Raw genomic sequence first — 25083 nt, 5'->3', positions numbered from 1 at the left:
GCGGCGGCGCGCTGGCCTGCTGCGGCGCGGGCGGCGGCGGAGGCGGGGGCGGCGGGGGCGCGATCGGCTGGTTCGGCACCGGCGGGGTCGGGATCTGCTCGGCCGTCGGCGCGTCCGGCACCGGGGGGGCCGGGGTGGGGGCCAGCACCTCGCCCTCGGCCATCTGGGCCGGGATGGGGGCGATCAGTTCGACCGGGATCGCCTCCTCCGGCTCCGGCAGGCGGCGCTGAGGAAGGATATCCAGGATGATGAGCAGCAGGATGAGCAGGTGAATCGCACCGCTCAACCCCACCCAGAATCGCAAACCCCGCACCACCGTGCCTGTTCCTTACCTCTGCCGCTGCTGCTGACGCGGACCCGCCACGGGGGCTGCGGGTGCGGTACCGGGGCGTGCGGCGGCCGGCTGTTCGGCCAGCAGCGCCACGCGGGTGAACCCGCCGGCGGCGATGTTGCCCATCACCTCCATCACCCGGCCATAGGAGATGGCGCGGTCGCCGCGCACGAAGATGCGGCGCTCCGGCTGGCCCTGGGCGGTCGGCTGGGCCTCCGCGATGGCGCGCAGGCGGGGAACCAGCTCCTCCATCTGCACCTCGGTCTCCTGGATGTAGATCTTGCCTTCCGGGTTGATCGAGATGGTGATGGGTTCCTGCTCCTGGTTGATCGGCGTGGCCTGGGTGCGGGGCAGGTCCACCGGCACACCGGTGGTCATCATCGGCGCCGCCACCATGAAGATGATGAGCAGCACGAGCATCACGTCCACCATCGGTGTCACGTTGATCTCGGCCATGGGGCGATAGCGGCGCCCGCCGCCGCCCCGGTTCATGATGCCACCGGCCATGTCAGAGCGCCTCGGTGCCCGCGGGGCGGCGGCTGGCGGCCGCCTGTTCCGTCTGGCGGGAGAGGATGGCGCTGAATTCCGCCGCGAAGCCTTCCATGCGGGAGGCGAACTTGGCCAGCTGCGAGGAGATCATGTTGTACATCAGCACCGCCGGGATGGCGGCCACCAGACCCATGGCGGTGGCGAACAGCGCCTCCGCGATGCCGGGGGCGACCACGGCCAGCGAGGTGTTCTGCATGCCGGCGATCGCCGCGAAGCTGTTCATGATGCCCCACACCGTGCCGAATAGGCCGACAAAGGGGGCGGCCGAGCCGGTGTTGGCCAGCACGGTCATGCGCTTTTCCAGCCGCTCCATCTCCCGCTGGATGGTCACGCCCATGGCGCGCTCCACGCGTTCCTTGGTGCCGGCGACGAACTGCGCGGTGCCGGTGTTTTCCATGCTGCGGCGCCATTCCCGCATGCCGGAGACGAAGACGGCGGCCATCGGGTGGGACGGCACCTCGCCCTGGCGGCGGAACAGCTCGTCCAGGCTGCCGCCGGACCAGAAGGCGTCCTCCAGCGCATCCGCCTCGCGCTTCGCGCGGCGCAGGGAGGTGAACTTCTCGAACACGATGGCCCAGACAAAGACACTGGCCATGATCAGGCCCAGCATCACGAGCTTCACCACCCAGTCGGCCTGCATGAACAGCCCGAGCAGGGACAGGTCATGCGACGCGGCGAGGGGGGCGGATGTCACACCATTCATGCGGCATTCTCCGGCGGGGCGATCCGCGCGCGCAGCGCGGACCGCCAGGGTTCTGGCACGGGACGTGGGCGCAGCCCGTTGGCCCCCACACACACCAGCCGCACCTTCAGCGCGGCCAGCATCTCATGGTCCAGCAGCACGTCCTGATCCAGGTCGAGCGCGGCACCCACATGGCGGATGCGCGTTCGGACCGTGACCAAATCGTCCAGCCGGGCGGGCTTCGCATACTCCACCTCGACCCGCTTCACCACCAGGAAGGCGCCATGCTGGGATGCCATCTCCGCATGGGGGAGATGGAGGGCACGCAGGGCCTCGGTGCGGGCACGCTCGGCCCAGCGGAGGTAGGTGGCATGATACACGATGCCGCCCGCATCCGTGTCCTCGTAATAGACACGGACGGGATACAGGAATTCATCCATCCAGCAGGTCTCCCTGGCCGGAGAAGCCGGCGGGGGGCGCCATGCCCAGGTGCCGCCAGCCGGCCTCGCCCAGCATGCGGCCGCGCTGGGTGCGCAGCACGAAGCCTTCCTGGATCAGATAGGGCTCGATCACGTCTTCCAGCGTGTCGCGGCTTTCGGCCAGGGCGGCGGCCAGCGTCTCGACCCCCACCGGCCCGCCATTGTGGTGCTGGGCGATGCGCAGCAGGTAACGCCGGTCCATCGCATCCAGCCCGCGCGCGTCCACTTCCAGGCGCGCGAGGGCCGCATCCACCATGCGGCGGTCGGCCACGCATTCCTCGACCAGGGCAAAATCGCGGATACGGCGCAGCAGGCGGCCGGCGATGCGCGGCGTGCCGCGCGACCGGCGGGCGATTTCCTGCGCCCCTTCCTCCGCCAGGTCGAAACCGAGCTTGGAGGCCCCGCGCCGGACGATGCCGAGCAGCTCCTCGGGCGTGTACAGCACCAGGCGCAGCGGGATGCCGAAGCGGTCGCGCAGCGGCTGTGCCAGCAGGCCGGAGCGCGTGGTGGCCCCCACCAGGGTGAAGGGCGGCAGGTCGATGCGCACAGTGCGCGCCGCCGGCCCCTCCCCGATGATGAGGTCGAGCTGGAAATCCTCCATCGCGGGATAGAGGGTTTCCTCGATGGCGGGCTGCAGGCGATGGATCTCATCCACGAACAGCACGTCGCGCGGCTGCAGGTTGGTCAGGATGGCCGCGAGGTCCCCCGCCCGTTGCAGCACGGGGCCGGAGGTGGCGCGGAAGCCCACGCCGAGTTCGCGGGAGACGATCTGCGCCAGCGTGGTCTTGCCCAGCCCCGGGGGGCCGTGCAGCAGCACATGGTCCAGCGCCTCGCCGCGCGCCTTCGCGGCCTGGATGAAGACCGAGAGGTTCTCGCGCACGATCTTCTGACCGGTGAATTCGGCCAGGTTCTGCGGGCGCAGCGCGCCTTCGGTGGCGTCTTCCTCGCGGCGTTCGGGGTCTGCGATGCGCTCGCTCACCGGGCGAATTCCTTCAGCCCTTCGCGGATCAGCGCATCCAGCGTCGCGGCCTCACCCAGGCGCTTGGCCACGCGGGTGATGGCGGCCTCCGCCTCCGGCCGCTTCATGCCCAGATTCACCAGCGCCGACACCGCATCCCGCTCCGCGCCGCCCGTGGGCGGCGGCTCCACCGCGCCCACACCATCGGCCTCCGGCATGGCGCGGCCAACGGCCCATTTCTGCATGGCGGGTTCGTCGATAATGCGGTTGGCGGTGGCGGCCCCCAGCCCCTTCACCTCGGACAGCTTCTTGCGTTCCTTGGCGGCGATCGCGCGCGCCAACCCGTTGGGGTCCAGGCCCGAGAGCACCAGCAGCGCCTTCTGCGGCCCCACCGTCTTCACCTCGATCAGCGCGCGGAAGGCCTCGCGCTCACCGGCATCCATGAAGCCGAACAGGGTGATGGCATCCTGGCTGACGCGGGTTTCCACCAGCAGCTTCTGCACGCCCTCCCGCGCCGTCAGCCGGTCCAGCGTGCGGCGGGAGCATTGGACGAGGTAGCCGACGCCGTTCACGTCCAGCACCACGGCGCCATCCTGCACCGCGTCCACCCGGCCGGTCAGGGCCGCGATCATGCGCTCACCGCGCGCTGGGCGGCCTGGGCCAGCGTGACCCGGGTTTCGCGGTGATGGGCGTGGCAGATGGCGATGGCCAGCGCATCCGCTGCATCGGCGCGCGCCAGCTTGGCACCCGGCAGCAGGCGCTTGACCATGTCCTGCACCTGGATCTTGTCGGCGTGGCCGGTGCCGACCACCGCGCGCTTCACTTCCATCGCCTGGTATTCGGCCACCGGCAGCCCGGCCATGGCGGGCGCCAGCAGCACCACGCCCCGCGCCTGGCCCAGCTTCAGCGCGGCCGCGGGGTTCTTGTTGACATAGGTATGCTCCACCGCCGCCTCATCCGGCCGCAGCTCCATCAGCAGGGCCTCCAGGCCCCGGTAGATGGCCGACAGCCGCTCCGGCAGCGGGGTGACGGGCTTGGTGGAGATCGCCCCATGCGCCACATGCACCAGCCGCCCGCGCGCGGCTTCGATCAGGCCCCAGCCCGTATGGGTCAGGCCAGGGTCGAGACCCAGGATGCGGACAACGCCCGTCAGGATCACGCCAACCCCCATGCGGAAGCGGCGCGGCACAGGGTCATGCCGAGAGCTTCTCCATCACCGCCTCGTCGATCTCGAAATTGGCGGTCACGTTCTGCACGTCGTCATGGTCGTCCAGCAGGTCGAGCAGCTTCAGCAGGGTCACCGCCTGCTCCTCGTCCAGCGGCACGGTCATGTTGGGGCGCCATTCCAGCTTGGCGCTCTCGGCCTCGCCGAACCTCGCCTCCAGCGCGGCCTGCACGGCGGCCAGGGCGTCGGGGGCCGTGATCACCTCATGGCCCTGGGCGGTGCTGCTCACATCGTCGGCGCCGGCCTCGATCGCGGCCTCCAGCATGGTATCGGCATCGGCCACCGCCGCCGGGTAGCGCACGGCGCCGATCCGGTCGAACTGGAAGGCCACCGTCTCACCGAAGGCGCCGCCATATTTGGAGAACATGGAGCGCAGGTCCGACGCGGTGCGGTTGCGGTTGTCCGTCAGCGCCTCGACGATGATGGCCACATTGCCGGGGCCGCGGCCCTCATACCGGACCTCGACGTAATCCTCGCCACCGCCGGCGCCAGAGGCCTTCTTGATGGCGCGGTCCACCGCGTCCTTGGACATATTGGCCAGGCGCGCGGCCACCAGCGCCGCGCGCAGGCGCGGGTTATGGGCCGGGTCGGGCGAGCCGCCCTTCACCGAGACACTGATCTCGCGCCCGATCTTGGCGAAGGCGCGGGAACGCTTCGCGTCCTGCCCGCCCTTGCGGTGCATGATGTTCTTGAATTGCGAATGGCCGGCCATGCCCTGCCCCTGAACCTCAGAAACTGGATGAATTGCGGCTGATATAACCATGGCCTCAGAGATTTGCCACCGCCGCCATGCGGGGAAACATCTGGCAAGGCGCGGAAACCCGGAGCAACATCACGGAATGGACGCGAACCCGCCGGCAGACCCCTTTGCCATCGCCACGCATGAGGCCTTGGCGGCCCTGTATGCGCCCCCCTCCGAAACCGTGCTGAACAAGGTCACGAACCGGTTGGAGGCGAAATCCCGCGCCTTCATCGCGGCCTCGCCCTTCTGCCTGCTGGCCACCAGCGGCCCGCGCGGCCCGCATGTGACCCCGCGCGGCGACGCCCCGGGCTTCGTGCTGACACCGGACGAAACCACCCTGATCCTGCCCGACCGGCGCGGAAACAACCGGCTGGACGGGCTGAAGGACATCATCGACAACCCCGCCGTCGCCTTCCTGTTCCTGGTGCCCGGCGCCGGCGAGACCCTGCGCGTGCACGGCCAGGCCCGCATCACCACCGACCCCGCCCTGCGCGCCCGATGCATCGCCGACGGCAAGGAACCCACCAGCCTGCTGGTGGTGCGCGTGACCGAGGCCTATCTGCAATGCCCCAAGGCCTTCATCCGCTCCGTGCTGTGGGGCGGGCAGAAACGGCCGGAGGAACTGCCCAGCATGGGCCAGCTGCTCGCCGAGCACCTGAAGGGCCATTTCGACGCCGCCGCCTATGACCGCGACGGCCCCGCGCGCCTGCGGGCGACGCTGTACTGATGCGCCCTTTCCTGCTGCTGGTGCTGGGCTTGGCCGTTTCGGCCTGCGCCACGCCGCCCGACCGCTACGACGCCTTCGCCGAGGTCATGCGCGGCTACGCCAACGCCCTGGCGCGCGAAACCGAGCGCGCCCAGACCCTGGACTGGCCCGACCTGCCCCCCGACCCGCAGCCCGCGCCCACCCGCCGCGGCCGCCGCGCCGAGGCCCCGCCACCGCGGCCGCCCGCGCCCGACTGCACAGCCCCCGCCACCCTGTCGGCCGTGGCGCGGGAACGCTGCAACATCGGCGCGCGGATCGTGCTGCTTTCCATCACCCAGGCCCATGGCCGCGCCCTGGCGGACTACTTCGCCACCCTGCGCACCCTGGCCACCCGCCTGACCGGCACCGCCGAGCAGGACGCCACCCGCTTCACCCGGGAGGAAGTGTTCAGCGCCGGCGCCCGGCTGCAGGAACAGCTCGGCATCACCGACCAGGACCTGCCAGCCCCCCGCTCCGTCGAGGCCCGCGTCGGGCTGCGCCCGGCCTTCGGCAGCGAAATGTCCGGCCAAGGCTGGCGCATCCGCCAACAGATGGACCTGCACAGCGAAGCCCTGGCGCGCCTCGAAGCCCTGCGCGCCCCCCAGACCGACGCCGCCACCCAACGGCTGCGCTGGGCCTTCGCCTACCTGCGCTCCGCCTTCGAAGCCCTGATCCTGAGCGACCATGACGCGATCCCGGAGATCGAACAGGCAAGGCGGGCGCTGGGTGGGTAGGTGGTATACGAGAGGGCTCTGCCCTCTCGTGCTCTCCCGCCAGGAGCCGAAAGGCCCCTGGACCCCATCAGTTTAGTTTGGAAGTTGGGTGAGGGGGCGCGACTGGCCTTCCTCCCCGAAGCGCGCTTGGAGCCCCCTCTCCCAACTTCCAATTAATTGGGTTCCAAGGGCCTTTTGGCCTTTGGTGGGGGGAGCGCGAGGGGGGCAAAGCCCCTCTCGCACGCCGCCTTACCCGCCCAGCGCCCCCGCCTCGAACTGCGCGAACGCCCGGGCGCGGTGGTTGGTCAGGGCTTTGTCGGCTGGGGGCATTTCGCCGTAGGTGCGGGTGTCGCCTTCGGGGATGAAGAGCGGGTCGTAGCCGAAGCCCTGGGTGCCGCGCGGGGGGTAGACCCACTGCCCGTCGGAGCGGCCGTGGTAGAATTGGACGTGTCCATCCGGCCAGGCCAGGGCCAGGACGGAGACGAAGGCGGCGCGCCGGTCGGGGCTGCCTTCGGCTTCCTCGGCCACGCGGGCCATGGCGGCGGCGTAGTCGCGGCTGCCGTCGGCGGTGATGGCCCAGTCGGCGGTGTAGACGCCGGGGGCGCCGCCCAGCGCCGCGATCATCACGCCGCTGTCGTCCGCCAGGGCCGGCAGGCTGGTGGCGGTGGCGGCCGCCAGGGCCTTGATGGCGGCGTTTTCCTCGAAGGTGGTGCCGGTTTCCTCGGGTTCCGGCAGGCCGAGTTCGCCGGCGCTGACCACCTCGATGCCGTGCGGGGTCAGCAGGGCGCGCAGCTCCCGCAGTTTGCCGGCATTGTGGCTGGCCAGCACCAGCTTGCCGCCAGCCAGCTTGCGCGGGGCCTCAGCCAATGCCCACGGCCTTCTTCTGCTCGGCGAAGATCAGGGCGGTGCCTTCGCGGGCCAGGTTGAGCAGGTCCAGCAACTGGGCCTCGCTGAAGGGCGCGCCCTCGGCGGTGCCCTGCACTTCCACCAGGCCGCCCTTGCCGGTCAGCACGAAATTGGCGTCGGCGTCGGCCTTGCTGTCCTCGGCGTAGTCCAGGTCCAGCACGGGGCTGCCCTGCCAGATCCCGCAGGAGACGGCGGCGACCTGGTCGGTCAGCGGCATGGTGCCCAGGATGTTCTTGTTCATGGCGTGGCGCAGGGCCAGGTGCAGCGCGACCCAGGCGCCGGAGACGGCGGCGCAGCGGGTGCCGCCATCGGCGTTCAGCACGTCGCAATCCAGGATGATGGACATCTCGCCCATCGCCTTGCGGTCCACCACGGCGCGGAGCGCGCGGCCGATCAGGCGCTGGATTTCCTGGGTGCGGCCGGATTGCTTGCCGCGCGCGGCCTCACGGTCGCCGCGGCTGTGGGTGGCGCGCGGCAGCATGCCGTATTCGGCCGTGACCCAGCCCTCGCCCTTGCCGCGCAGGAAGGGCGGCACCTTGCCCTCGATGGTGGCGGTGCACAGCACCTCCGTATGGCCCATGCGAATGAGGGCGGAACCCTCCGCATGGCGGGAGAAGCCGGTCTCGATGGACAGGGAACGCAGGGCGCCGGGCAGGCGACCAGAAGGACGGGTCATGCTCATGCCCGGCGGAATACGCCAGAAAAAGCGCCTAATCCACCGTCAGGCCGGTGGCCGCGATCACCGGGCGCCAGCGCTCGGTCTCGGCGGCCATGAAGGCGACGGTCTCGGCCGGGGTGGCGATCATCGGCACGGCGCCGCCCTGCAGGATGCGGGCCTGCATGTCCGGCTCGCGCAGGATGCGCGTCAGGTTCTCGGCCAGCTTGGCGATGACGGGTTCCGGCGTGCCGGCCGGCGCCTGCACCCCGAACCAGCCCATGGAGACGATGTCGAGCCCCTGCTCGCGGAAGGTCGGCACCTCGGGGAAGGCCTGCACGCGGTCCGGCCCGGTCACGGCGATGGCCTTCAGACGGCCGCCGCGCACCAGCTCCGTCACCGCGGAGATGGACTGGAACAGCATCTGGGTGCGCCCTTCCATCAGGTCCGTGTTCATGGAGCCCGAGGAGGTATAGGCGATGTGCGTCAGGTCCACGCCCGAGGCCTGGCTGAACTGCGCCCCCGCCAGATGCTGCGACGACCCCGCGCCGACCGAGCCGTAGGAGACCGCCTTGCCCCGCGCCCAGGCGATGAATTCGCGCACATTGTTCGCCGGGATGCTGTTGGGGATGACCACCAGGTTGGGCACCACCGCGATCATGCCGACCTGCGCGAAGTCGCGCACCGGGTCGAAGGGCATGTTGCGGTAGATCCAGCGGTTCACCGCGTTGGAGGCGATGGAGGACAGCCCCAGCGTGTAGCCGTCAGGCGCGGAACGGGCGAGCACGGTCATGCCGATATTGGTGCCGGCGCCGGCGCGGTTCTCGATCGGGAAGGGCTGGTTGAACAGGGTGCCGTAGCGCTCCATCACTAGGCGGCCCAGCACGTCGCCGGCGCCGCCGGCGGGGCCGGGCACGATGAAGCGCACCGGCCGGTTGGGGTAATCGCCCTGGGCCCGGGCATCCCGGCCCAGCCCCGCCATGGCGGCGAACAGCATCCCGGCCCCGGCCGGAAGATCACGACGGCGCATGCTCGTCCCTTGCAACTCCGCCGCCCGGCCCTGGGCGGCATCCCGGTAGGTCACGCGCCAGGCCGGGCGCGCGCAAGCGAATCAGTGCTTTCCCCCGCCCGGCGCGCGGTCCAGGCCAGACCGGGACGCGCCATGCGGGAAAGAGCGGATGGCGCCCGACGCGCAAGCGTTTGTCAAACTGCCAGCGCCCAGCTTTCCACGGGTTTTTCGCCGGGCTTCGCCCATGTTTTCGGCATGTGCCAGCGGTTTGCACGCAAAGCTTCGCCCAAGAGCACAGTTTGCAGAAAATTATGCGCAAACGCTTGCTGAAGCTCGCAATTCCGGTTTTGCTCCCTGCTGCCTTTCATGCGGAGTGCAGACCATGTCACGTGACGCCCTGGGGTTCCGGCGCAAGTTCGGGGTGCTCGGCCCTTCCACCAACACCATCGTGCAGCCGGATTTCGAGGCGATGCGCCCGTTTGGCGTCACCAACCACTACAGCCGCATCTTCACGCCGAATTCGGATGCCGTCTCGAACGAGACCTTCCTGGCCGGCGCGCGGCTGATCGGGAACAACACGCTGGATGCCGTCCACAGCGTGATGACCGCCAAGCCCGACTATCTGGTGATGGGCATGTCAGCCGTGACCTTTTTTGATGGTAGAAAAGGCGCCGACGAATTCCAGAAACAGGTGGAGGACGCCTCGGGGGTGGGCATCTCCATCGGCAGCCATGCCTGCACGGCGGCGCTGAACGCCTATGGCGGGGTGAAGCGGCTGGCGATCCTCTCCCCCTACTGGCCCGCGATGAATGAGCAGGTGAAGCTCTATTTCGGCGATATGGGTTTCGAGGTGGTGCGCGACCACGCCATGCAGGCGCGCAGCTGGATCGGCATCGCGGAGATCACCACCGCCCAGTGCCGCGATGCCCTGCGGCAACTGGACGGCGATGACGTGGACGCCATCATCCAGGTGGGCACCAACCTGTCCATGGTGAAGCTGGCCGCGGCGGCGGAGCTGTGGCTGGGCAAGCCGGTGATCGCGATCAACACCGCCACCTACTGGCACGCGCTGCGGCAGAACGGCATCCAGGACAAGATCGGCGGCATGGGGCGGCTGCTGGAGGAATTCTGAGGGCGGCGGGGGCATTGCCCCTAGCGACATCCCAAAGGATTGCAGCAACCCCTTGAAGCCATGAATTGGCGCTTCGCCTTGGCAGGCGAGACGCCAATTATGTCATAAAATTCAATGAGAAAACGCTGCCAAGGTCCGCGCCAAACTCATGGGGTGCAGGGGCCTTTCGGCTCCTGCCGGGGAGCCCGAGGGGCGGCGCCCCTCGGCCTTTTCGCTCTTCAGGCCGCGCTGCGCTTCGCCGTCCCGTTGCCAGGCAGTTCCACGCCGATTTCCAGCGTGCTCATGCCCTGGCCGCGTTCCAGGTTCACCTGCACCTTGTTCGCATCCACCTTCACATAGCGCGCGACCACTTCCAGCAACTCCTGCTGCAGCTTGGGCAGGAAGTCGTCGCCATCGCGGCTCACGCGCTCATGCGCCAGGATGATCTGCAGCCGGTCCTTCGCCTGAGAGGCGCTGGCCGCTGGCGGCTTCTGGGCCCGGAAAAAATCCAGCCAGGACATCACGCGGCCCTCCCGCCGAACAGGCGCCCGAACAGGCCCTTTTTCTTTTCCACTTCCAGGAAACGCTGGGGACGGTCCTCGCCCAGGAATCGGGCGACGGCGTCGGCGTAAGCCTGACCGGCGGTGCTCTCATTGTCCAGGATAACCGGATTGCCGCTGTTGCTGGCCTTCAGCACGCTCTCGCTTTCCGGGATCACGCCCAACAGCGGAATGGCCAGGATCTCCAGCACATCCTCCAGCTTCAGCATCTCGCCGCGCTCCACGCGCACCGGGTCGTAGCGGGTCAGCAGCAGGTGCTGCTTCACCGGCTCCCGCTTCTCCTCCGCGCGCTTGGAGCGGGACTGGATCACGCCCAGAATACGGTCAGAGTCACGGACGGAGCTGACCTCGGGGTTCGTCACCACGATGGCCTGGTCGGCGTGATACAGGGCATGCAGGGCGCCGCGCTCGATACCGGCGGGGCTGTCGCACAGGATGTAGTCGAAATCCTTCGCCAGCTCCTCGATGATCTTGCCCACGCCCTCATGCGTCAGCGCATCCTTGTCGCGCGTCTGGCTGGCCGGAAGGATGTAGAGCCCATCCACCCGCTTGTCCTTGATCAGCGCCTGGTTGAGCTTCGCTTCGCCGGTGATGACATTGATGATGTCGAACACCACCCGCCGTTCCACGCCCATGATCAGGTCGAGGTTGCGCAGCCCGACGTCGAAGTCGATGACGACCGTGCGCTTGCCCCGCTGCGCGAGGCCGGTGGCGAAAGCGGCCGAGGAGGTGGTCTTGCCCACCCCACCCTTGCCGGACGTGACCGTGATGACCTGTGCCATGCGCTACCCTCTCACAACTTCTCGAAACGCAGTGATTCGCCGTCCAGCCGCACCATGACGGTGCGCCCGATCGGGGCGGCGGACAGCCCCTCCCGCACGGCATAGAAGCCGGCGATGGCGATCAGCTCCGGGTCGAAGTTCAACGCGAACACCCGTGCCTCCGGATTGTCGGCGGCACCCGCCACCGCCCGGCCGCGCAGCGCGCCATAGACATGGATGTTGCCGTCCGCGATCACCTCCGCCCCTGCATTCACGGTGGCGGTGATGATCAGGTCGGCGCCCTCGGCGTAGATGCGGCTGCCGCTGCGCACGGGCTGCGTCACGATCATCGCCGTGCGGCCGGTGCCGCGGAAATCGGGGCCCGGGATGGGGGGCGCGGCCTCCACCGGGGCGGGGGCCGGCTCGATCTCCTTCTCGGCGCCGGAGGGGCGCAGGGCCGAGAGCCCGGCGGCGGCGGCGGCCTGGCGCAGGGCGGGGCTGCCGCCCACGACCCCCATCGGCACGATGTCCAGCGCGCGCAGCCCGGCGACCAGGCCCGGGAAATCCACCTCGGCGGGGGTCAGGTTCAGGTCATCCAGCCCGATGGCGATGGGCGCGAAGCGCAGGAAGCCCGGCGCGCGGCGGAACTGGTCGCCCAGCGCGGGCAGCACCACCTCCGGCCTGCCATCCAGCAGCCGCAACACCAGGATGCTGAAATTGCCCGCGCGCAGGCGGAACGCATCGGCCCCTGGCAAGACGTGCTGTTGTGCGGCGGCGGTCATCGGGTTCGGCGTGCGTCCTGGTCTATGAAGAATAATGTGGGTTCCGCTGGCTCATGGGCCAAGCGCCGGAGTCCCGCAAACCCCAACCGTAGCGGAGCGCGGGGCAAAGAAGGAAGCTGAACCCCCTGTGGATAACGGGGATGACACGCGCAAACCCCAAGAAATCCCGGCTTTCCGGCCAATCCGCCCCCTGGCGGCCCCCCGGATTGACGGCGGGGCGGTTTACAGGCGGCATGCGGCCCCAACATCACTGCTCCATTCCGCAGGAAACTTCCATGCCCGAGATCCGCCACCTCGCCATCCTGGACGACTACCAGGGGCTCACCCTCTCCCACCCCGCCTGGGCCCGGCTGCCCGGGCTGGAAAAGACCGTGTTCCGCGACACGCTGAAGGATGAGGACGCGCTGGTGGAGCGCCTGGCCCCCTTCGACGCCATCCTGGCGATGCGCGAGCGCACCCCCTTCCCCCGCAGCCTGATCGAGCGCCTGCCCAATCTCAAGCTGCTGATCACCACCGGCGAGCGCAACCGCGGCATCGACGACGCGGCCTGCAAGGAACGCGGCATCACCTTCTGCGGCACCTCCAGCTTCGGCGCGCCGACGGTCGAGATCACCTGGGGCCTGATCATCAACCTGATGCGCGGCCTGCCGGAACAGGCCGAGAGCCTGCGCGCCGGCACCTGGCAGCGCGAAACCCTGCTGGGCGGGGTGGGCAGCACAGTGGAGGGCAAGACGCTGGGCGTGATCGGCCTGGGCAAGCTCGGCACCCGGGTGGCCAAGGTGGGCCAGGCCTTCGGCATGAAGGTGCTGGCCTGGTCGCAGAACCTGACGGCGGAGGCGGCCGCCGCTGTCGGCGCCACCCGCGTGGAGAAGGCGGAGCTGCTGGCCCAGTCCGATGTGGTCACCCTGCATCTGCTGCTGTCCGAGCGTTCGCGCGGCATCGTGGCAGCCCATGACCTGGCGCTGATGAAGCCCAGCGCCATCATCATCAACACCAGCCGCGGCCCGCTGATCGACCAGGAGGCGCTGATCGCCGCCCTGCAGACCGGCCAGATCGCGGGCGCGGGGATTGATGTGTATGATCAGGAACCTATCCCGCCTGCCCATCCCTTGCTCAGCGCGCCGCATGCGCTGCTCACGCCGCATCTGGGTTACGTCTCGGCCGAAAATTTCGCACAGTATTTCGCCGGTGCGGTCGAGGTGATCGAAGCCTACCTTGCCGGAAACCCGATTCGAATCATCGGCTAAGGAGTGCCGCCGCCTATGGATTGGTCCAGCATGTCGCAGGCCGCGCGCGACGCGTCCTTCAACAACAATCTGGCCGTGGCCGATTCGGCGGCGCAGATCGCGGAGCGCAACGAGGCCTCCGCCGCCATCACCCCGCCGCTGGCCGCCCTGCCCTATGGCGAGACGGAACGCCAGCAATGGGATCTGTGGCCGGCGGAGGACCCCAACGCGCCGATCCTGGTCTTCATCCATGGCGGCTACTGGCAGCGCAACCGGCGGCAGGATTTCTTCTGCATGGCCGAGGGCGCGCGGGCGATGGGCTGGGGCTTCGGCCTGTGCGGCTACGATCTGTGCCCGGACGTGACGCTGACGCAGCTGGTCTGGCAGATCCACAAGGCGCTGGACTGGCTTTCGGCCCATGGGGCGGAACACGGCATGGCCGGGCCCGTGGTGCTGTCCGGCTGGTCGGCCGGCGGGCACCTGACGGCGATGGGCGCGGAGCACCCCTCCGTCAGCGCCGCCGTCGCCATCTCGGGCATCTATGAGCTGGGGCCGATCCGCGACACCTACCTCAACACCGCGCTGAAGCTGAGGGATGAGGAGATCGCGGAGCTGTCGCCCATCCGCCGGCCCGCGGTGCAGAAGCCTATCCTGGTCACCTATGGCTCGGCGGAGCTGCCGGCGCTGCAGCAGCAGTCGCGGGATTTCCACGCCTGGCGGGCCAGCCAGCACGCGCCGGGGCCGCTGCTGCCCATCCCGGGCGCCGAGCATTTCTCGGTGCTGCGGGCGCTGCGGCAGCCGGATGGCGCGCTGCTGAGGGCCGCAGCCGAGTTGCTCAAGTGACACCGCCGACCATCGCCTCCCTGCGCGGCTTCTATACCGCCGGCGGCTCGCCGCTGGAGGTGGCGGAGGCGGCGCTGGCCCGCATCGACGCTTTCGCGGACCCGGCCCTGTTCATCACCCAAACCCCGCCCGAGGCCGTGCGCGCCCGCGCCGCCGCCCTGGCGGCCGAGGGGCCGCAAGGCCGCCCCCTGTTCGGCATCCCCTTCGTGGTGAAGGACAACATCGCGGTGGCGGGCCTGGCCATGACCGCCGCCTGCCCCGATTTCGCCCATGTGCCGGAAGATGACGCGCCCGTGGTGGCGCGCCTGCTGGCGGCGGGGGCGATCCTGCTGGGCAAGGTCAACCTCGACCAGTTCGCCACCGGGCTGAACGGCAGCCGCAGCCCCTATGGCACGCCGCGCAACGCCGTGGTGCCCACGCATGTTCCGGGCGGTTCCTCCTCCGGCTCCGCCACCGCGGTCGCGGCCGGGATCGCGGCCTTCTCGCTGGGCACCGACACCGCCGGCAGCGGCCGCGTGCCGGCGGCGGCGCAGGAGCTGGTGGGGCTGAAGCCCAGCCTGGGGCTGATCCCCACGCGCGGCGTGGTGCCCGCCTGCCGCAGCCTCGATTGCGTCTCCGTCTTCGCCCACACCGTGGCGGACGCGGCGGAGGTGCTGCGCGTGGCCGGCGGCCCCGATGCGCAGGACCCCTATTCCCGCGCCGCCCCCGCGCATTGGCAGGCGCTGTCCGCCCCGCAGCCGCACTGGCGCCTGGCCGTGCCCCGCGAATCGGAGCTGGTCTTCGAAACCCCGCAGGACGCCGCCCGCTTCGCCGCCGCGCTGGCGAGGCTGGAGGCGCTGGGCGCCACCATCACCCGCGTGACCATCAAGCCCCTGCTGGCCGTGGCGCGCCGCCTGTATGACGGCGCCTGGGTGGCCGAGCGCACCTCCGCCCTCCGGGAGCGCGTGGAGAGCAAGCCCGAGACCCTGCACCCCGTCACCCGCGCCATCCTGGAGGATGGGCTGGGCCGGCGCACCGTCGATGCCTTCGACGATTTCCACGCGGTGGCGGAGGCGCGCCTCGTCTCCCGCGCCATTTTCGCCGCCGCCGACGCGCTGGTGCTGCCGACCCACCCCGGCTTGCCGAGCCTGGAGGAGATGGCAGCCCACCCGATCGCGGCCAATTCGCGCCTCGGCACCTATACGAATTTCGTGAACCTCTGCGACCTGGCGGGCATCGCCGTGCCGAATGGGCGGCGGGAGGACGGCATCCCCTGCGGTGTGACCTTCCTCTCCCCGGCCTTCACCGAGGGCCGGATCTCCGCCCTCGCCGCCGCCTTCACCGATGAGGCGGTGCAAGCGCCCGCGCTCGCCGCCGATGAGGTGGAGCTGTTCTGCATCGGCGCGCATATGGCCGGGCTGCCGCTGAACCCGCAGGTGCTGGGGCATGGCGGGCGCTTCCTGCGCACGGCCGCCACCGCGCCGGAATACCGGCTGTTCGCGCTGGGCCACCGCCCCGGCCTGCTGCGCGCCAGCCAGGGCGGCGGCAGCGTGCAGGGCGAGGTCTGGGCCCTGCCCGCCGCCGCCCTAGGCCCCTTCCTGACCGAGATCCCGCCGCCGCTGGGCTTCGGCCGCGTTACCCTGTCCGATGGCTCGGCCCCGCTCGGCTTCCTGTGCGAGGCCGCGGGCACCGAGGGCCAGCCCGAGATCACGGCGCTCGGCGGCTGGCGCGCCTATCTGGCCACGAAGGGCTGACCCGCATGGACGTGAACAACCCCGAGGCCCTGGCCGAGCTGACCGCCGCCTTCCAGCGCTATGAGCAGGCGCTGGTCACCAACGATGTGGCCGTGCTGGACGAGCTGTTCCGCATGGCCCCCGAGACCGTGCGCTATGGCGTGAACGAGCACCTGTACGGCCATGAGGAGATCGCGGCATTCCGCGCCGCCCGCCCGGCCGTGGGCCTGGCCCGCACCCTGACGCGCACCGTCATCACCACCTATGGCCGCGACCACGGCACCGCCTGGACCGAATTCACCCGCGAGGGCCAGCCCCGCACCGGCCGTCAGAGCCAGGTCTGGGTGCGCTTCCCGGAGGGCTGGCGCGTGGTGGCGGCCCATGTGAGTCTCGCCGGATGATCCTCGATGATGTTCTGAAGGCTGCCGGCCTGCCTGTCTGGCTGGCGGACCATGCGATTCTGCCCGGGCGCGAGCCTGTCCTGCCTTCCTCCTTCCGTGTCGATGCCGTGGCCCAGGCCAGCATCGCCGCCAGCGCCCTGGCGGCGGCGGCCATCCACCGCGCGCGCGGCGGCCCGATGCAGCCCGTGACGGTGCCGATGCGCGACGCCGCCATCGCCTTCCGCGGCGAGCGCCACCTGCGCCTGGAGGGCAGCCCCGCCCGCGAGGGCTGGGACAGCATCGCGGGCCTGTACCGCACCGCCGATGGCTGGGTGCGCCTGCACACCAATTTCCCGCACCACCGCGCCGGCATCCTGAAGCTGCTGGGCACGGAGGGCACGCGGGAGGCGGTGGCGGCGGCGCTCGCCACCCGCCCCAGCGTGGCCTTCGAGACGGAGGCGACCGCCGCCGGCCTGTGCGTCGCGGCCTGCCGCAGCCAGGCGGAATGGTTCGCCCACCCGCAGTCGGAGGCGATCGCCGCCCAGCCCCTGGTCATCCTGGAGCGCATCGGCCCCGCCCCCCGCAAGCCCCTGCCCGCCGTGGCCCACCGCCCCCTGGCCGGGATGCGCGTGCTGGACCTGACGCGCGTGATCGCGGGCCCGGTCGGCGCCCGCACCCTGGCGCTGCACGGCGCCGATGTGCTGCACATCACCAGCCCGCATCTGCCCAGCATCCCGGCCCTGGTGATGGAAACCGGCCAGGGCAAGCGCTGCGCCGAGCTGGACCTGAAGACCCAGGCCGGCCAGTTCGCCGGGCTGGTGGGCGGCGCCGATGCCGTGATCCAGAGCTATCGCGCCGGCGCGCTGGCGGGGCTCGGCTTCTCCGACGAAAAGCTGGCGGAGCTGAACCCCGGCATCGTGGTGGCGCATCTCTCGGCCTATGGCGTCGAGGGACCCTGGGCGGGCAAGCGCGGCTTCGACAGCCTGGTGCAGACCGCCACCGGCATGAATGCCGAGGAAGCCGCCGCCGCCGGTGAGACCACGCCCCGCGCCCTGCCCTGCCAGGCGCTGGACCATGCCAGCGGCTATCTGCTGGCCCTTGGTGTGATGGCCGCCTGGCTGCGCCGGGCGGAGGAAGGGGGAAGCTGGCGCGTCCGCATCTCCCTGGCGCGGACCGGGCATTGGCTGCGGGGCCTCGGCCGGCTGGCCGACGGGTTCCAGGTGCCGGAACCGACCCAGGCCGAGGTGGCGGACCTGCTGGAAACCCAGGACAGCGGCTTCGGCCGGCTGGTGCTGGTGAAGCCCGCCGAGCACATGGCGCTGACGCCCGCGCATGCCGCGCTGCCCAGCATGCCGCTGGGCAGCCATTCGGCGGTGTGGCTCTGAGGCCTCCGGGAGGAGGGGGCGCCCCAAATCCAGGCACCCCGCGCAATCCCGCGCCACCCGCCTTCCGCCCGGCCTGATTTTGCCCGCGCCTTGGCCTGTTCCTCGCCCCGCGCGCGGCGTCATCCTCCCGCTTCTCCGCATGTCCTGAGAATGGGAGTTTCCGCATGCAAGTCTCCGTTTCCCGCCGTGGCCTGCTGGGCGGCGCCGCCGCCGCGGCCGCCCTGCCCTGGGACATCGCGCAGGCCCAGGCCACGGGCACGCTCCGGGTCGGCATGACGGCTTCCGCCGTGCCGCTGTCCAATGGCGTGCCGGACCAGGGGGCCGAGGGCCACCGTTTCATGGGCATCACGCTCTATGACCAGCTGGCGATGTGGGACCTGTCGAAATACGACAAGCCGGTGGAGCTGCGCCCGGGCCTCGCCACCGCCTGGCGGGTGGACCCCGCCGACCCCAAGCGCTGGATCATCACCCTGCGCGAAGGCGTGAAGTTCCACGACGGCAAGGTGATGACGGCCGAGGACGTGGTGTTCAGCTATGACCGCGCCCTGAAGAACGACAGCCCCTATTACGACGCGCGCGCGGCCGCCAATGCCCGCATCCGCATGCCCACGGTGGTGGCCTGGCGGGCCGAGGGCCCGCACACCTTCATCTTGGAAACCCGCATCCCCGACAGCCTGGTGCCCTTCGGCATGACCTGGATCGGCATCACCCACAAGGGCGCCTATGAGGCGGCGGGGTCGAACTGGGACAACTACATGAACCGCCCGGTCGGCACCGGCGCCTACAAGTGCGAGCAGTTCAGCGTGCGCGAACGCGCGGTGCTGGCCCGCAACCCGGACTACTGGGACGCGGCCCGCACGCCCAAGCATGAGCGCCTGCTGCTGCTGCCCCTGCCGGAGGCCAACACCCGCGTGGCAGCCCTGCGCGCCAACCAGGTGGATTTCATCGAGGCCCCGCCGCCGGACGCCATCCCCGCCCTGCGCCAGGCCGGCTTCCAGGTCGTCTCCAACACCTATCCGCACAACTGGACCTGGCATTTCTCAATGGTCGAGGGCTCGCCCTGGCGGGACAAGCGGGTGCGCCAGGCGGCGAACCTGGCGATCGACCGCGCCGGCATGAAGACCATGCTGGGCGACATGATGGAGGAAGGCGCGGGGCTGCTGCCCAAGGCGCACCCCTGGTACGGCAACCCGTCCGACCCCGTGCGCTTCGACCCCGCCGCCGCCCGGCGCCTGATGGCGGAGGCCGGCTTCGGCCCGCGCAACCCGCTGCGCACCAAGGTGGGCATCTCGCCCTCCGGCTCCGGCCAGATGCAGCCGCTGCCGATGAACGAGGCGGTGCAGCAGAACCTGAAGGAGATCGGCATCGAGGTCACCTTCGAGGTGATCGAGTGGAACGCGCTGCTGGGCATCTGGCGAGAGGGCGCTAAGGCGCCATCCAACCGCGGCATCTCGGCCATCAATGTCAGCTACGCGGCGCTGGACCCGTTCACGGGGCTGATCCGCTTCCTGAAATCGGACCTGGTGCCGCCGGCGGCCAACAATTGGGGTTACTTCAGCGACCCGGCCTATGACGACATCATGACCCGCATCTACACCACCTTCGAACCCGGGCCGCAGTTGGAGCTGCTGAAGGAACTGCACGGCAAGGTGGTGGATGACCGGCTGTTCCTGTTCGTGGCGCATGACCTGAACCCCCGCGCCATGAGCCGGCGCGTGCAGGGCTTCGTGCAGGCGCAGAGCTGGTTCCAGGACCTGACGCCGATCGCCATGCGGTAACTGTTACGGCCGCGCAGCGAATACGGCGCGGCTAAGATTTTGTTTGCTTGTTGTGTGGATGCTCAAGGACCCGGGCCAGGATCGCCCGGGCCGGAGTATCCACCATGTCGCCCAGCACCACGTCGCCCGGCTCCATTCCGCCAGAACAGGCCGCGCAGCGCCGCGCACTGATCGCCTTCGGGGCCCTGTTCGGGGCCGCCGCCCCTGCGCTGGCCGCCCCCGGGCAGGCGGATGCGATGCTCGCCATCCAGGGCCGGCGCCCCCCCAGCCTGCTGACGCTGGACCGCGCGGTGCTGGACGCCGCCGAGCGCGAAACCCTGGTGACCCACACGCCCTGGACCAGCGGCGAGCGCCGCTTCGAGGGGCTGCCCCTGCGCCGCCTGCTGCCCGACGCCGCCCTGCGCGCCCCTGCTCTGGAGGCGGAGGCGCTGGATGGCTATCGCATCGGCCTGCCCTTGGCCGATGTGCTGCGCAACGGCCTGTTCCTGGCCTGGCGGCATGAGGGGCAGCTGATGCCGGTGCGGGCCAAGGGGCCCTTCTGGCTGCTCTACCCCTGGAGCGGCAGGCCGGAGCTGGACATCCCACTCTACCACCGCCGCTCGATCTGGCAGCTGGGACTGGTGGAATTCGGGTGATGGGCCAGCGGATGGAGGATGTGCGGACACGCGCCCGGCGGATATGGCGCCGGCACATGAGCTGGCGGCGCGCCCTGCTGGCGGCGGGGCTGACGGCGGGCATCGCCGCGGGCGGGCTGGGGCTGGGGCTGAACGGCGCCGTGTGGCACTTCCAGACCGAGGGCGAGCAGAGCCGCTTCGGCCTGTGGGTGATCATGCAGGCGCGGGTGGAGGCGGAGCGCATGACCACCGCCCTGACCCGCGCCAGCCTGCAGGACACCCCCCAGGCGCGGGAGGAGCTGGCCCTGCGGCTGGAACTGCTGTGGGGCCGCATCCAGCAATTGTCCGGCGACGCCACCCAGCGGGACCTGACCGGCCTGCAGCGCCTGCAGGAGGCCCTGCCCTCCATGCGGCGCCTGATGCTGGAGATCGAGGACGGGCTGAATGCCCCGGACGGGGATCTGGCCCGGATCCTGCCGCTGGTCCGCGCGCTGGAACAGCCGCTGCAGGATACCGCGACGGAGATCAATGGCCTGCGCCAGGACCACGCGCGGGAGGAGCTGCTGGGGATCGCCGCCCGGCTGCGGCTGCTGATCCTGGGTTTCTTCCTGGTGCTGGCCTGCGCCTCGGCGCTGGTGGTGATGCTGGCGCTTTCCGGCCGCCGGGCCCGCCAGGCCCAGCACGCCGCCGAAACCGCGGAGGCCGAGGCGCGCCAGGCCTCCGGCACGCTGCGCACCCTGGTGGATGGCGTGCCGGCCATGATCTCCACCTTCGACACCAACCGCCGCTTCACCTTCACCAACCACGCCCTGCAGGAATTCTGCGGTAGGACGGAGGCGCAGCTGCTGGGCCGGCGGCCGGATGAGGCCGGGCTCTCCCACGATATCGACGCCGATGTGGCCCAGGTGCTGATGACCGGCCGCCCGGTGGCGCCGCTGGAGCGCGAGGCGCCGGACCGCTACGGCCATCTCCGTTGCATCCTGACCACCACCGTGCCGCTGTTCGACGAGAACGGGCGCCTGCGGGAGGTGCTGCGCACCGGGCTGGACGTGACGCAGCGCCGCCAGGCCGAACAGCGCGCCCGCCACCTGTCCGAGCACGACGCGCTGACCGACCTGCCCAACCGCATGCTGTTCAACCAGGAGCTGAGCCGGCGCCTGCGGCAGGAACCGTGCAGCCTGGCCCTGCATCTGGTCGATCTGGACGGCTTCCGCCAGGTGAACGACACACATGGGCAGGCGATGGGCGACACCATGCTGATGGCCGTCGCCCGGCGGCTGGCCGGGCTGGTCCGCCCGCAGGACATGCTGGCGCGACTCGGCGGGGATGAGTTCGCCGTGCTGCAACGCGCAGGGACGGAGGGCGAGGGCCTGCTGCTGGCCAGCCGCATCATCCAATCCCTGGCCCAGCCCTTCCAGCTGGGGGATCTCAGCATCCGTTCGGGCGCCAGCCTGGGCCTGGCGACACTGCGGGACGGCGAAAGCGGCACCGTGACGCCCGAGACCATGATGGCCCGCGCCGACCTGGCGCTGACCACCGCGCGCCGGGCCGGGCGCGGCCGCTACATGGCCTTCAGCCCGGAAATGGAAGGCCAGGCGATGGAACGCCGCCAGTTGCAGGCCGAGCTCGTGGCCGGGCTGGGGGCGGGGCAGCTGCACCTGGTCTACCAGCCGAAATTCGGCCTGCATGACCAGAGGATCGCGGGGGTGGAGGCGCTGCTGCGCTGGAACCACCCGGTGCGCGGCCCGGTCTCGCCCGCCGAATTCATCCCGCTGGCCGAGGATGCGGGCCTGGCCCTGCCCATGGCGGGCTTCGTGCTGCGCAGCGCCGCCGCCCAGGCGGTGGCCTGGCGCGCGCAGGGGATGGAGCTGCCGGTGGCGGTCAACCTCTCGGGCGAGCTGATCGGGCTGGACGACGCGCTGGAGCTGGTGCGCAGCGTGCTGGCCGAAACCGGCCTGCCCGCCCATCTGCTGGAGGTGGAGGTGACGGAAAGCACCTTCATCGGCGACAGCGAGGCCGCGCGCCAGATGCTGCTGGCCCTGCGGGAGATGGGGGTCCGGGTGGCGCTGGATGATTTCGGAACCGGTTTCTCCTCCCTCGCCTATCTGCAGAAACTGCCGATCGACGTGCTGAAGGTGGACCGCAGCTTCGTGCGGGACCTGGAAACCAGCCCCGCCTCCGCACGGATCGTGGACACGGTGGTGCGGCTGGCGCATGGTCTGGGCGCGCGGGTGGTCGCCGAAGGGGTGGAAACCACAGGCCAGCTGGCCGCGTTGCGCAAGCTGGGATGCGACATGGTGCAGGGCTTCCTGCTGGCCCGGCCACAGCCGGCGGAGGCGATTCCGGCCCATATGCGCATAGAACAGCATGAAAGCTTGCCGCTGAGCGCGTGAACGGGTTGACACCTTGGGGGTGAAACCTTATCCGCCCCATGCCTTCAGCGGGCATCCGCAGGAGGGGCAGATGGGTCAAGAGGACGGTTTCGACAAGCGGCTTGAAGCGGCGCGCGCCCGGAATGGGATGCAGCGGGCTGACGAGCCAAAGCGAAGCGAAGTGCCGAATGGCCCATGGGGGGTTGGTTTTCGCGCGGGGGTCGAGGTTGTCTCGGCCCTGGTGGTGGGTGTGGGCATCGGCTTCGCACTGGACCGCTGGCTTGGAACCTGGCCCTGGCTCTTCCTGGTGATGTTCGTGCTAGGCAGCGCTGCCGGGGTGTTGAATGTGTATCGTTTGTTCCGTCCCGGCCGGCGTGTTGAAATTGACAGCGACTGACCTCTGACGGGAGCATCTTCGTGGCGGCGGAAGGCAAAGCGATCGACGCACTCAGCCAGTTCGAGCTGAGCACCACCCTCGGGCCGATCGGCGCCGCTGTGAACTTCACGCAGTCGAATCTGCACATGGTGTACGCCGCGGCGTTCGCCATCCTGCTGATGACCGTGGGCATGGGCGCCCGTGCCCTGGTGCCGGGCCGTATGCAGTCGCTGGCCGAATCGGCCTATGAATTCATCATGGGCATGGTCACCGAGCAGGTGGGCGAGGAGGGCAAGCGCTACTTCCCCTTCGTGTTCGCCCTGTTCATGTTCGTGCTGCTGGGCAACGCGATCGGCCTGCTGCCCTACGCCTTCACCTACACCTCTCACATCGTTGTCACCTTCGGGCTGGCCGCGATGGTGATCGTGGTGGTGACGGGCGTGGCGCTGGCCCGCCATGGCTGGCACTTCTTCGGTTACTTCTTCCCGGAAGGCGCGCCGCTGTGGCTGGCGCCGATCATCATTCCGGTCGAAATCGTGTCCTACCTCTCCCGCCCCCTCAGCCTTTCCATCCGTCTGTTCGCCAACATGGTGGCCGGCCACGTGATGCTGAAAGTGTTCGCCACCTTCGTGGTGATGCTGGGCGGCCTGGGCGTTGTGGGGCCTGTCCTGTCCATCCTGCCGCTGTCGATCAACGTGGCGCTGATGGGCTTCGAACTGCTGGTGGCGTTCTTGCAGGCTTATGTGTTCGCCATCCTCACCTGCATCTACCTGCATGACGCGGTGCACCTGCACTAACTCACGCTGGTGGTGAAGTTTTCAATTCCCTGAAGGAAGGAATTATCAAATGGAAGTCGCTGCCGCGAAGGCCATCGGTGCCGGTATTGCCGTTCTCGCCCTCTTCGGCGTCGGCCTGGCCATGGGCAACATCTTCTCCACCCTGATCGCGTCCGTGGCCCGTAACCCGGCCTCGCGCGACACGGTGTTCCCCATCGGCATCCTGGGCTTCGCCCTGACGGAAGCCGTGGCGCTGTTCGCCCTGCTGATCGCCTTCCTCATTCTCTTCGCCTGATCCAGCTGGCGGGCTGGTGGCAACACCCGCCCGCCACAGTGGTTTGAGTGCCGACAGGCTGGCCACAAGCCGGCCTTGACGCTTTCGAGGGGAACAGGGAGGCCCGACATATGCCGCAGTTCCAGGATCCGTTGCTGCTCTCGCAGGCGGTTTGGCTGCTGATCATTTTCGGCGTCTTCTACTTCGTGCTGAGCTTCTTCGTGCTGCCCCGCGTGGGGTCGGTGCTGGAGGATCGGGCCGCCCGCATCACCGCCGACCTTGAGGCGGCGCGTGCGTCCAAGCAGCAGGCCGATGCCGCGATGGCGGAGCTTTCCGCCGCCACGGCCAAGGCCCGTGCCGAGGCCCAGGCCGCGGTCGCCGCCGCCCTCGCAGAAGCCACCGCCAAGGCCCAGGCCGAAAGCGATGTGCTGAACGCGAAGCTCGCGGAGCAGATCAACGCCGCCGAGGCGCGCATCGCCACCGCCCGTGACGCAGCCATGGCCGCCATCGGCTCCGTGGCGACGGAGACCGCTTCGGCACTCGTCTCCAAGCTGATGGGCAAGGCGGACGCCAATGCCGTGCAGGCGGCCGTGAGCCGCACGCTGGCCAGCCGGGGGGCCGCCTGATGCATCATCACTACGAGCATTTCTGGCTGGACCCGAAGTTCTGGGTTGCCGTCAGCTTCGTCATCTTCGCCCTGCTGCTGGCGAAGAAGGCCTGGACCCTCATCACCGGCAAGCTGGACGCCCGCGGCCAGCGCATCGCTGATGAGCTGGCCGAGGCCTCCCGCCTGAAGGTGGAAGCCGAAGCGATGCTGAAGCGGGCCGAGGCGGAACGCGCCGCGGCCATCGCCGAAGCCCAGGAGATGGTTGCCCGCGCCAAGGCGGAAGCCCTGCGCGTGGCCGCCGCCGCCGCCGCCGAAGCCGCCCATGCCGCCCAGCGGCGTGAGCGCCAGGCGATGGACCGCATCGCCTCCGCCGAGGCGAGCGCCATCAACGAGGTGCGCAGCGTGGCCGCCGAGGTGGCATCCGCCGCCGCGCGCGCCGTCATTGCCGAGACCCTGACCGCCGAGGCAGATGCCGCGCTGGTGGACTCGGCCGTGGCGGATCTGCCCAAGGCTCTGAAGGCCGCCTGAACTT

General features: G+C 70.0%; 30 protein-coding genes. 16 read left to right on the top strand and 14 right to left on the bottom strand.

Annotation, left to right across the window (positions count from 1 at the left end; translation table 11 throughout):
- The 8 genes from GT007_RS05145 to GT007_RS05110 all read right to left on the bottom strand — a co-directional run.
- A partial coding sequence (locus tag GT007_RS05145) for a hypothetical protein (RefSeq protein ID WP_408015531.1) occupies nt 1-286 on the bottom strand: 286 nt, incomplete at its 3' end.
- Between the two features lie 42 nt (nt 287-328).
- Complete coding sequence (tolR, locus tag GT007_RS05140; protein WP_160120472.1) at nt 329-838, bottom strand: protein TolR; 510 nt, start codon at nt 836-838, stop codon at nt 329-331.
- 1 nt (nt 839) lies between these two features.
- On the bottom strand, nt 840-1583 hold the full coding sequence (tolQ, locus tag GT007_RS05135; RefSeq protein WP_160120471.1) for a protein TolQ: 744 nt from the start codon (nt 1581-1583) through the stop codon (nt 840-842).
- Complete coding sequence (locus tag GT007_RS05130; protein ID WP_160120470.1) at nt 1580-2002, bottom strand: YbgC/FadM family acyl-CoA thioesterase; 423 nt, start codon at nt 2000-2002, stop codon at nt 1580-1582. The genes tolQ and GT007_RS05130 overlap by 4 nt, the downstream gene beginning before the upstream one ends.
- Nucleotides 1995-3020, bottom strand: coding sequence for a Holliday junction branch migration DNA helicase RuvB (gene ruvB / locus GT007_RS05125; RefSeq protein WP_160120469.1), 1026 nt, complete (start codon nt 3018-3020; stop codon nt 1995-1997). The genes GT007_RS05130 and ruvB overlap by 8 nt, the downstream gene beginning before the upstream one ends.
- On the bottom strand, nt 3017-3631 hold the full coding sequence (gene ruvA / locus GT007_RS05120) for a Holliday junction branch migration protein RuvA (RefSeq protein ID WP_160120468.1): 615 nt from the start codon (nt 3629-3631) through the stop codon (nt 3017-3019). Before ruvA ends, ruvB begins: the two co-directional genes overlap by 4 nt.
- Nucleotides 3628-4170, bottom strand: coding sequence for a crossover junction endodeoxyribonuclease RuvC (gene ruvC, locus GT007_RS05115; protein WP_160120517.1), 543 nt, complete (start codon nt 4168-4170; stop codon nt 3628-3630). Before ruvC ends, ruvA begins: the two co-directional genes overlap by 4 nt.
- A 22-nt stretch (nt 4171-4192) precedes the next feature.
- Nucleotides 4193-4936, bottom strand: a complete 744-nt coding sequence (locus GT007_RS05110; RefSeq protein WP_160120467.1) for a YebC/PmpR family DNA-binding transcriptional regulator — start codon at nt 4934-4936, stop codon at nt 4193-4195.
- Nucleotides 4937-5063: 127 nt separating this feature from the next.
- Here GT007_RS05110 and GT007_RS05105 point away from each other — a divergent pair, with 127 nt between their 5' ends.
- Complete coding sequence (locus tag GT007_RS05105) at nt 5064-5693, top strand: MSMEG_1061 family FMN-dependent PPOX-type flavoprotein (RefSeq protein ID WP_160120466.1); 630 nt, start codon at nt 5064-5066, stop codon at nt 5691-5693.
- Nucleotides 5693-6445: a hypothetical protein gene (locus GT007_RS05100; RefSeq protein WP_160120465.1), complete on the top strand. Its 753-nt coding sequence runs from the start codon at nt 5693-5695 to the stop codon at nt 6443-6445. The genes GT007_RS05105 and GT007_RS05100 overlap by 1 nt, the downstream gene beginning before the upstream one ends.
- Nucleotides 6446-6673: 228 nt before the next feature.
- Here GT007_RS05100 and rdgB read toward each other — a convergent pair whose 3' ends face one another.
- From rdgB to GT007_RS05085, 3 genes are read right to left on the bottom strand one after another with little or no spacing between them, the layout of a single operon-like run.
- The gene (gene rdgB / locus GT007_RS05095; RefSeq protein WP_160120464.1) at nt 6674-7291 is read right to left on the bottom strand and encodes an RdgB/HAM1 family non-canonical purine NTP pyrophosphatase; all 618 of its coding nucleotides are present in this window, start codon (nt 7289-7291) and stop codon (nt 6674-6676) included.
- Complete coding sequence (rph, locus tag GT007_RS05090; RefSeq protein WP_160120463.1) at nt 7284-8012, bottom strand: ribonuclease PH; 729 nt, start codon at nt 8010-8012, stop codon at nt 7284-7286. The genes rdgB and rph overlap by 8 nt, the downstream gene beginning before the upstream one ends.
- A gap of 28 nt (nt 8013-8040) precedes the next feature.
- Nucleotides 8041-9015, bottom strand: coding sequence for a Bug family tripartite tricarboxylate transporter substrate binding protein (locus tag GT007_RS05085; protein WP_160120462.1), 975 nt, complete (start codon nt 9013-9015; stop codon nt 8041-8043).
- Nucleotides 9016-9376: 361 nt separating this feature from the next.
- On the opposite strand from GT007_RS05085, the gene GT007_RS05080 reads away from it, so the two are divergent.
- Nucleotides 9377-10126, top strand: a complete 750-nt coding sequence (locus tag GT007_RS05080; protein WP_160120461.1) for a maleate cis-trans isomerase family protein — start codon at nt 9377-9379, stop codon at nt 10124-10126.
- A gap of 218 nt (nt 10127-10344) precedes the next feature.
- Here GT007_RS05080 and minE read toward each other — a convergent pair whose 3' ends face one another.
- Genes minE through minC form a run of 3 tightly spaced genes read right to left on the bottom strand, consistent with a single transcriptional unit; the run spans nt 10345 to nt 12208 of the window.
- Nucleotides 10345-10626 carry a cell division topological specificity factor MinE gene (gene minE, locus GT007_RS05075; protein ID WP_160120460.1) on the bottom strand — a complete coding sequence of 94 codons (282 nt, stop codon included), beginning with the start codon at nt 10624-10626 and terminating at the stop codon, nt 10345-10347.
- On the bottom strand, nt 10626-11447 hold the full coding sequence (minD, locus tag GT007_RS05070) for a septum site-determining protein MinD (RefSeq protein WP_160120459.1): 822 nt from the start codon (nt 11445-11447) through the stop codon (nt 10626-10628). The genes minE and minD overlap by 1 nt, the downstream gene beginning before the upstream one ends.
- Nucleotides 11448-11458: 11 nt before the next feature.
- Nucleotides 11459-12208, bottom strand: coding sequence for a septum site-determining protein MinC (minC, locus tag GT007_RS05065; protein WP_160120458.1), 750 nt, complete (start codon nt 12206-12208; stop codon nt 11459-11461).
- A gap of 275 nt (nt 12209-12483) precedes the next feature.
- Here minC and GT007_RS05060 point away from each other — a divergent pair, with 275 nt between their 5' ends.
- The 13 genes from GT007_RS05060 to GT007_RS05000 all read left to right on the top strand — a co-directional run bounded on the left by GT007_RS05060 (nt 12484) and on the right by GT007_RS05000 (nt 25079).
- A complete protein-coding gene (locus GT007_RS05060; protein ID WP_201451790.1) occupies nt 12484-13455 on the top strand; it encodes a D-2-hydroxyacid dehydrogenase family protein in 972 nt (323 codons plus the stop codon).
- Between the two features lie 15 nt (nt 13456-13470).
- A complete protein-coding gene (locus GT007_RS05055; RefSeq protein ID WP_160120457.1) occupies nt 13471-14277 on the top strand; it encodes an alpha/beta hydrolase in 807 nt (268 codons plus the stop codon).
- Nucleotides 14274-16010 carry an allophanate hydrolase gene (gene atzF, locus GT007_RS05050; protein ID WP_160120456.1) on the top strand — a complete coding sequence of 579 codons (1737 nt, stop codon included), beginning with the start codon at nt 14274-14276 and terminating at the stop codon, nt 16008-16010. Before GT007_RS05055 ends, atzF begins: the two co-directional genes overlap by 4 nt.
- Nucleotides 16011-16015: 5 nt before the next feature.
- Entirely contained in the window at nt 16016-16390 is a 375-nt protein-coding gene (hpxZ, locus tag GT007_RS05045; protein ID WP_160120455.1) for an oxalurate catabolism protein HpxZ, read from the top strand.
- Nucleotides 16387-17754: a CoA transferase gene (locus GT007_RS05040; RefSeq protein WP_160120454.1), complete on the top strand. Its 1368-nt coding sequence runs from the start codon at nt 16387-16389 to the stop codon at nt 17752-17754. The genes hpxZ and GT007_RS05040 overlap by 4 nt, the downstream gene beginning before the upstream one ends.
- Nucleotides 17755-17918: 164 nt before the next feature.
- A complete protein-coding gene (locus tag GT007_RS05035) occupies nt 17919-19532 on the top strand; it encodes an ABC transporter substrate-binding protein (protein ID WP_160120453.1) in 1614 nt (537 codons plus the stop codon).
- 104 nt (nt 19533-19636) lie between these two features.
- Nucleotides 19637-20167 carry a putative pterin-binding protein gene (locus GT007_RS05030; RefSeq protein WP_160120452.1) on the top strand — a complete coding sequence of 177 codons (531 nt, stop codon included), beginning with the start codon at nt 19637-19639 and terminating at the stop codon, nt 20165-20167.
- Between the two features lie 56 nt (nt 20168-20223).
- Entirely contained in the window at nt 20224-22539 is a 2316-nt protein-coding gene (locus GT007_RS05025) for a putative bifunctional diguanylate cyclase/phosphodiesterase (RefSeq protein ID WP_160120451.1), read from the top strand.
- Between the two features lie 70 nt (nt 22540-22609).
- Nucleotides 22610-22915: an AtpZ/AtpI family protein gene (locus tag GT007_RS05020; RefSeq protein ID WP_160120450.1), complete on the top strand. Its 306-nt coding sequence runs from the start codon at nt 22610-22612 to the stop codon at nt 22913-22915.
- Between the two features lie 20 nt (nt 22916-22935).
- On the top strand, nt 22936-23691 hold the full coding sequence (locus tag GT007_RS05015; protein ID WP_160120449.1) for a F0F1 ATP synthase subunit A: 756 nt from the start codon (nt 22936-22938) through the stop codon (nt 23689-23691).
- 49 nt (nt 23692-23740) lie between these two features.
- Nucleotides 23741-23965, top strand: a complete 225-nt coding sequence (locus GT007_RS05010) for an ATP synthase subunit C family protein (protein ID WP_127787726.1) — start codon at nt 23741-23743, stop codon at nt 23963-23965.
- A gap of 110 nt (nt 23966-24075) precedes the next feature.
- A complete protein-coding gene (locus GT007_RS05005) occupies nt 24076-24570 on the top strand; it encodes a F0F1 ATP synthase subunit B family protein (RefSeq protein WP_160120448.1) in 495 nt (164 codons plus the stop codon).
- Nucleotides 24570-25079: a F0F1 ATP synthase subunit B family protein gene (locus tag GT007_RS05000; protein WP_160120447.1), complete on the top strand. Its 510-nt coding sequence runs from the start codon at nt 24570-24572 to the stop codon at nt 25077-25079. The genes GT007_RS05005 and GT007_RS05000 overlap by 1 nt, the downstream gene beginning before the upstream one ends.
- The last annotated feature ends 4 nt before the right edge of the window (nt 25080-25083 follow it).

The sequence above is a fragment of the Rhodovarius lipocyclicus genome (assembly GCF_009900765.1).
GTDB classification, from domain to species: Bacteria; Pseudomonadota; Alphaproteobacteria; order Acetobacterales; family Acetobacteraceae; genus Rhodovarius; species Rhodovarius lipocyclicus.
Note: the sequence above shows the minus strand (reverse complement) of the source record. Positions and strands in the feature narration are given on the sequence as shown.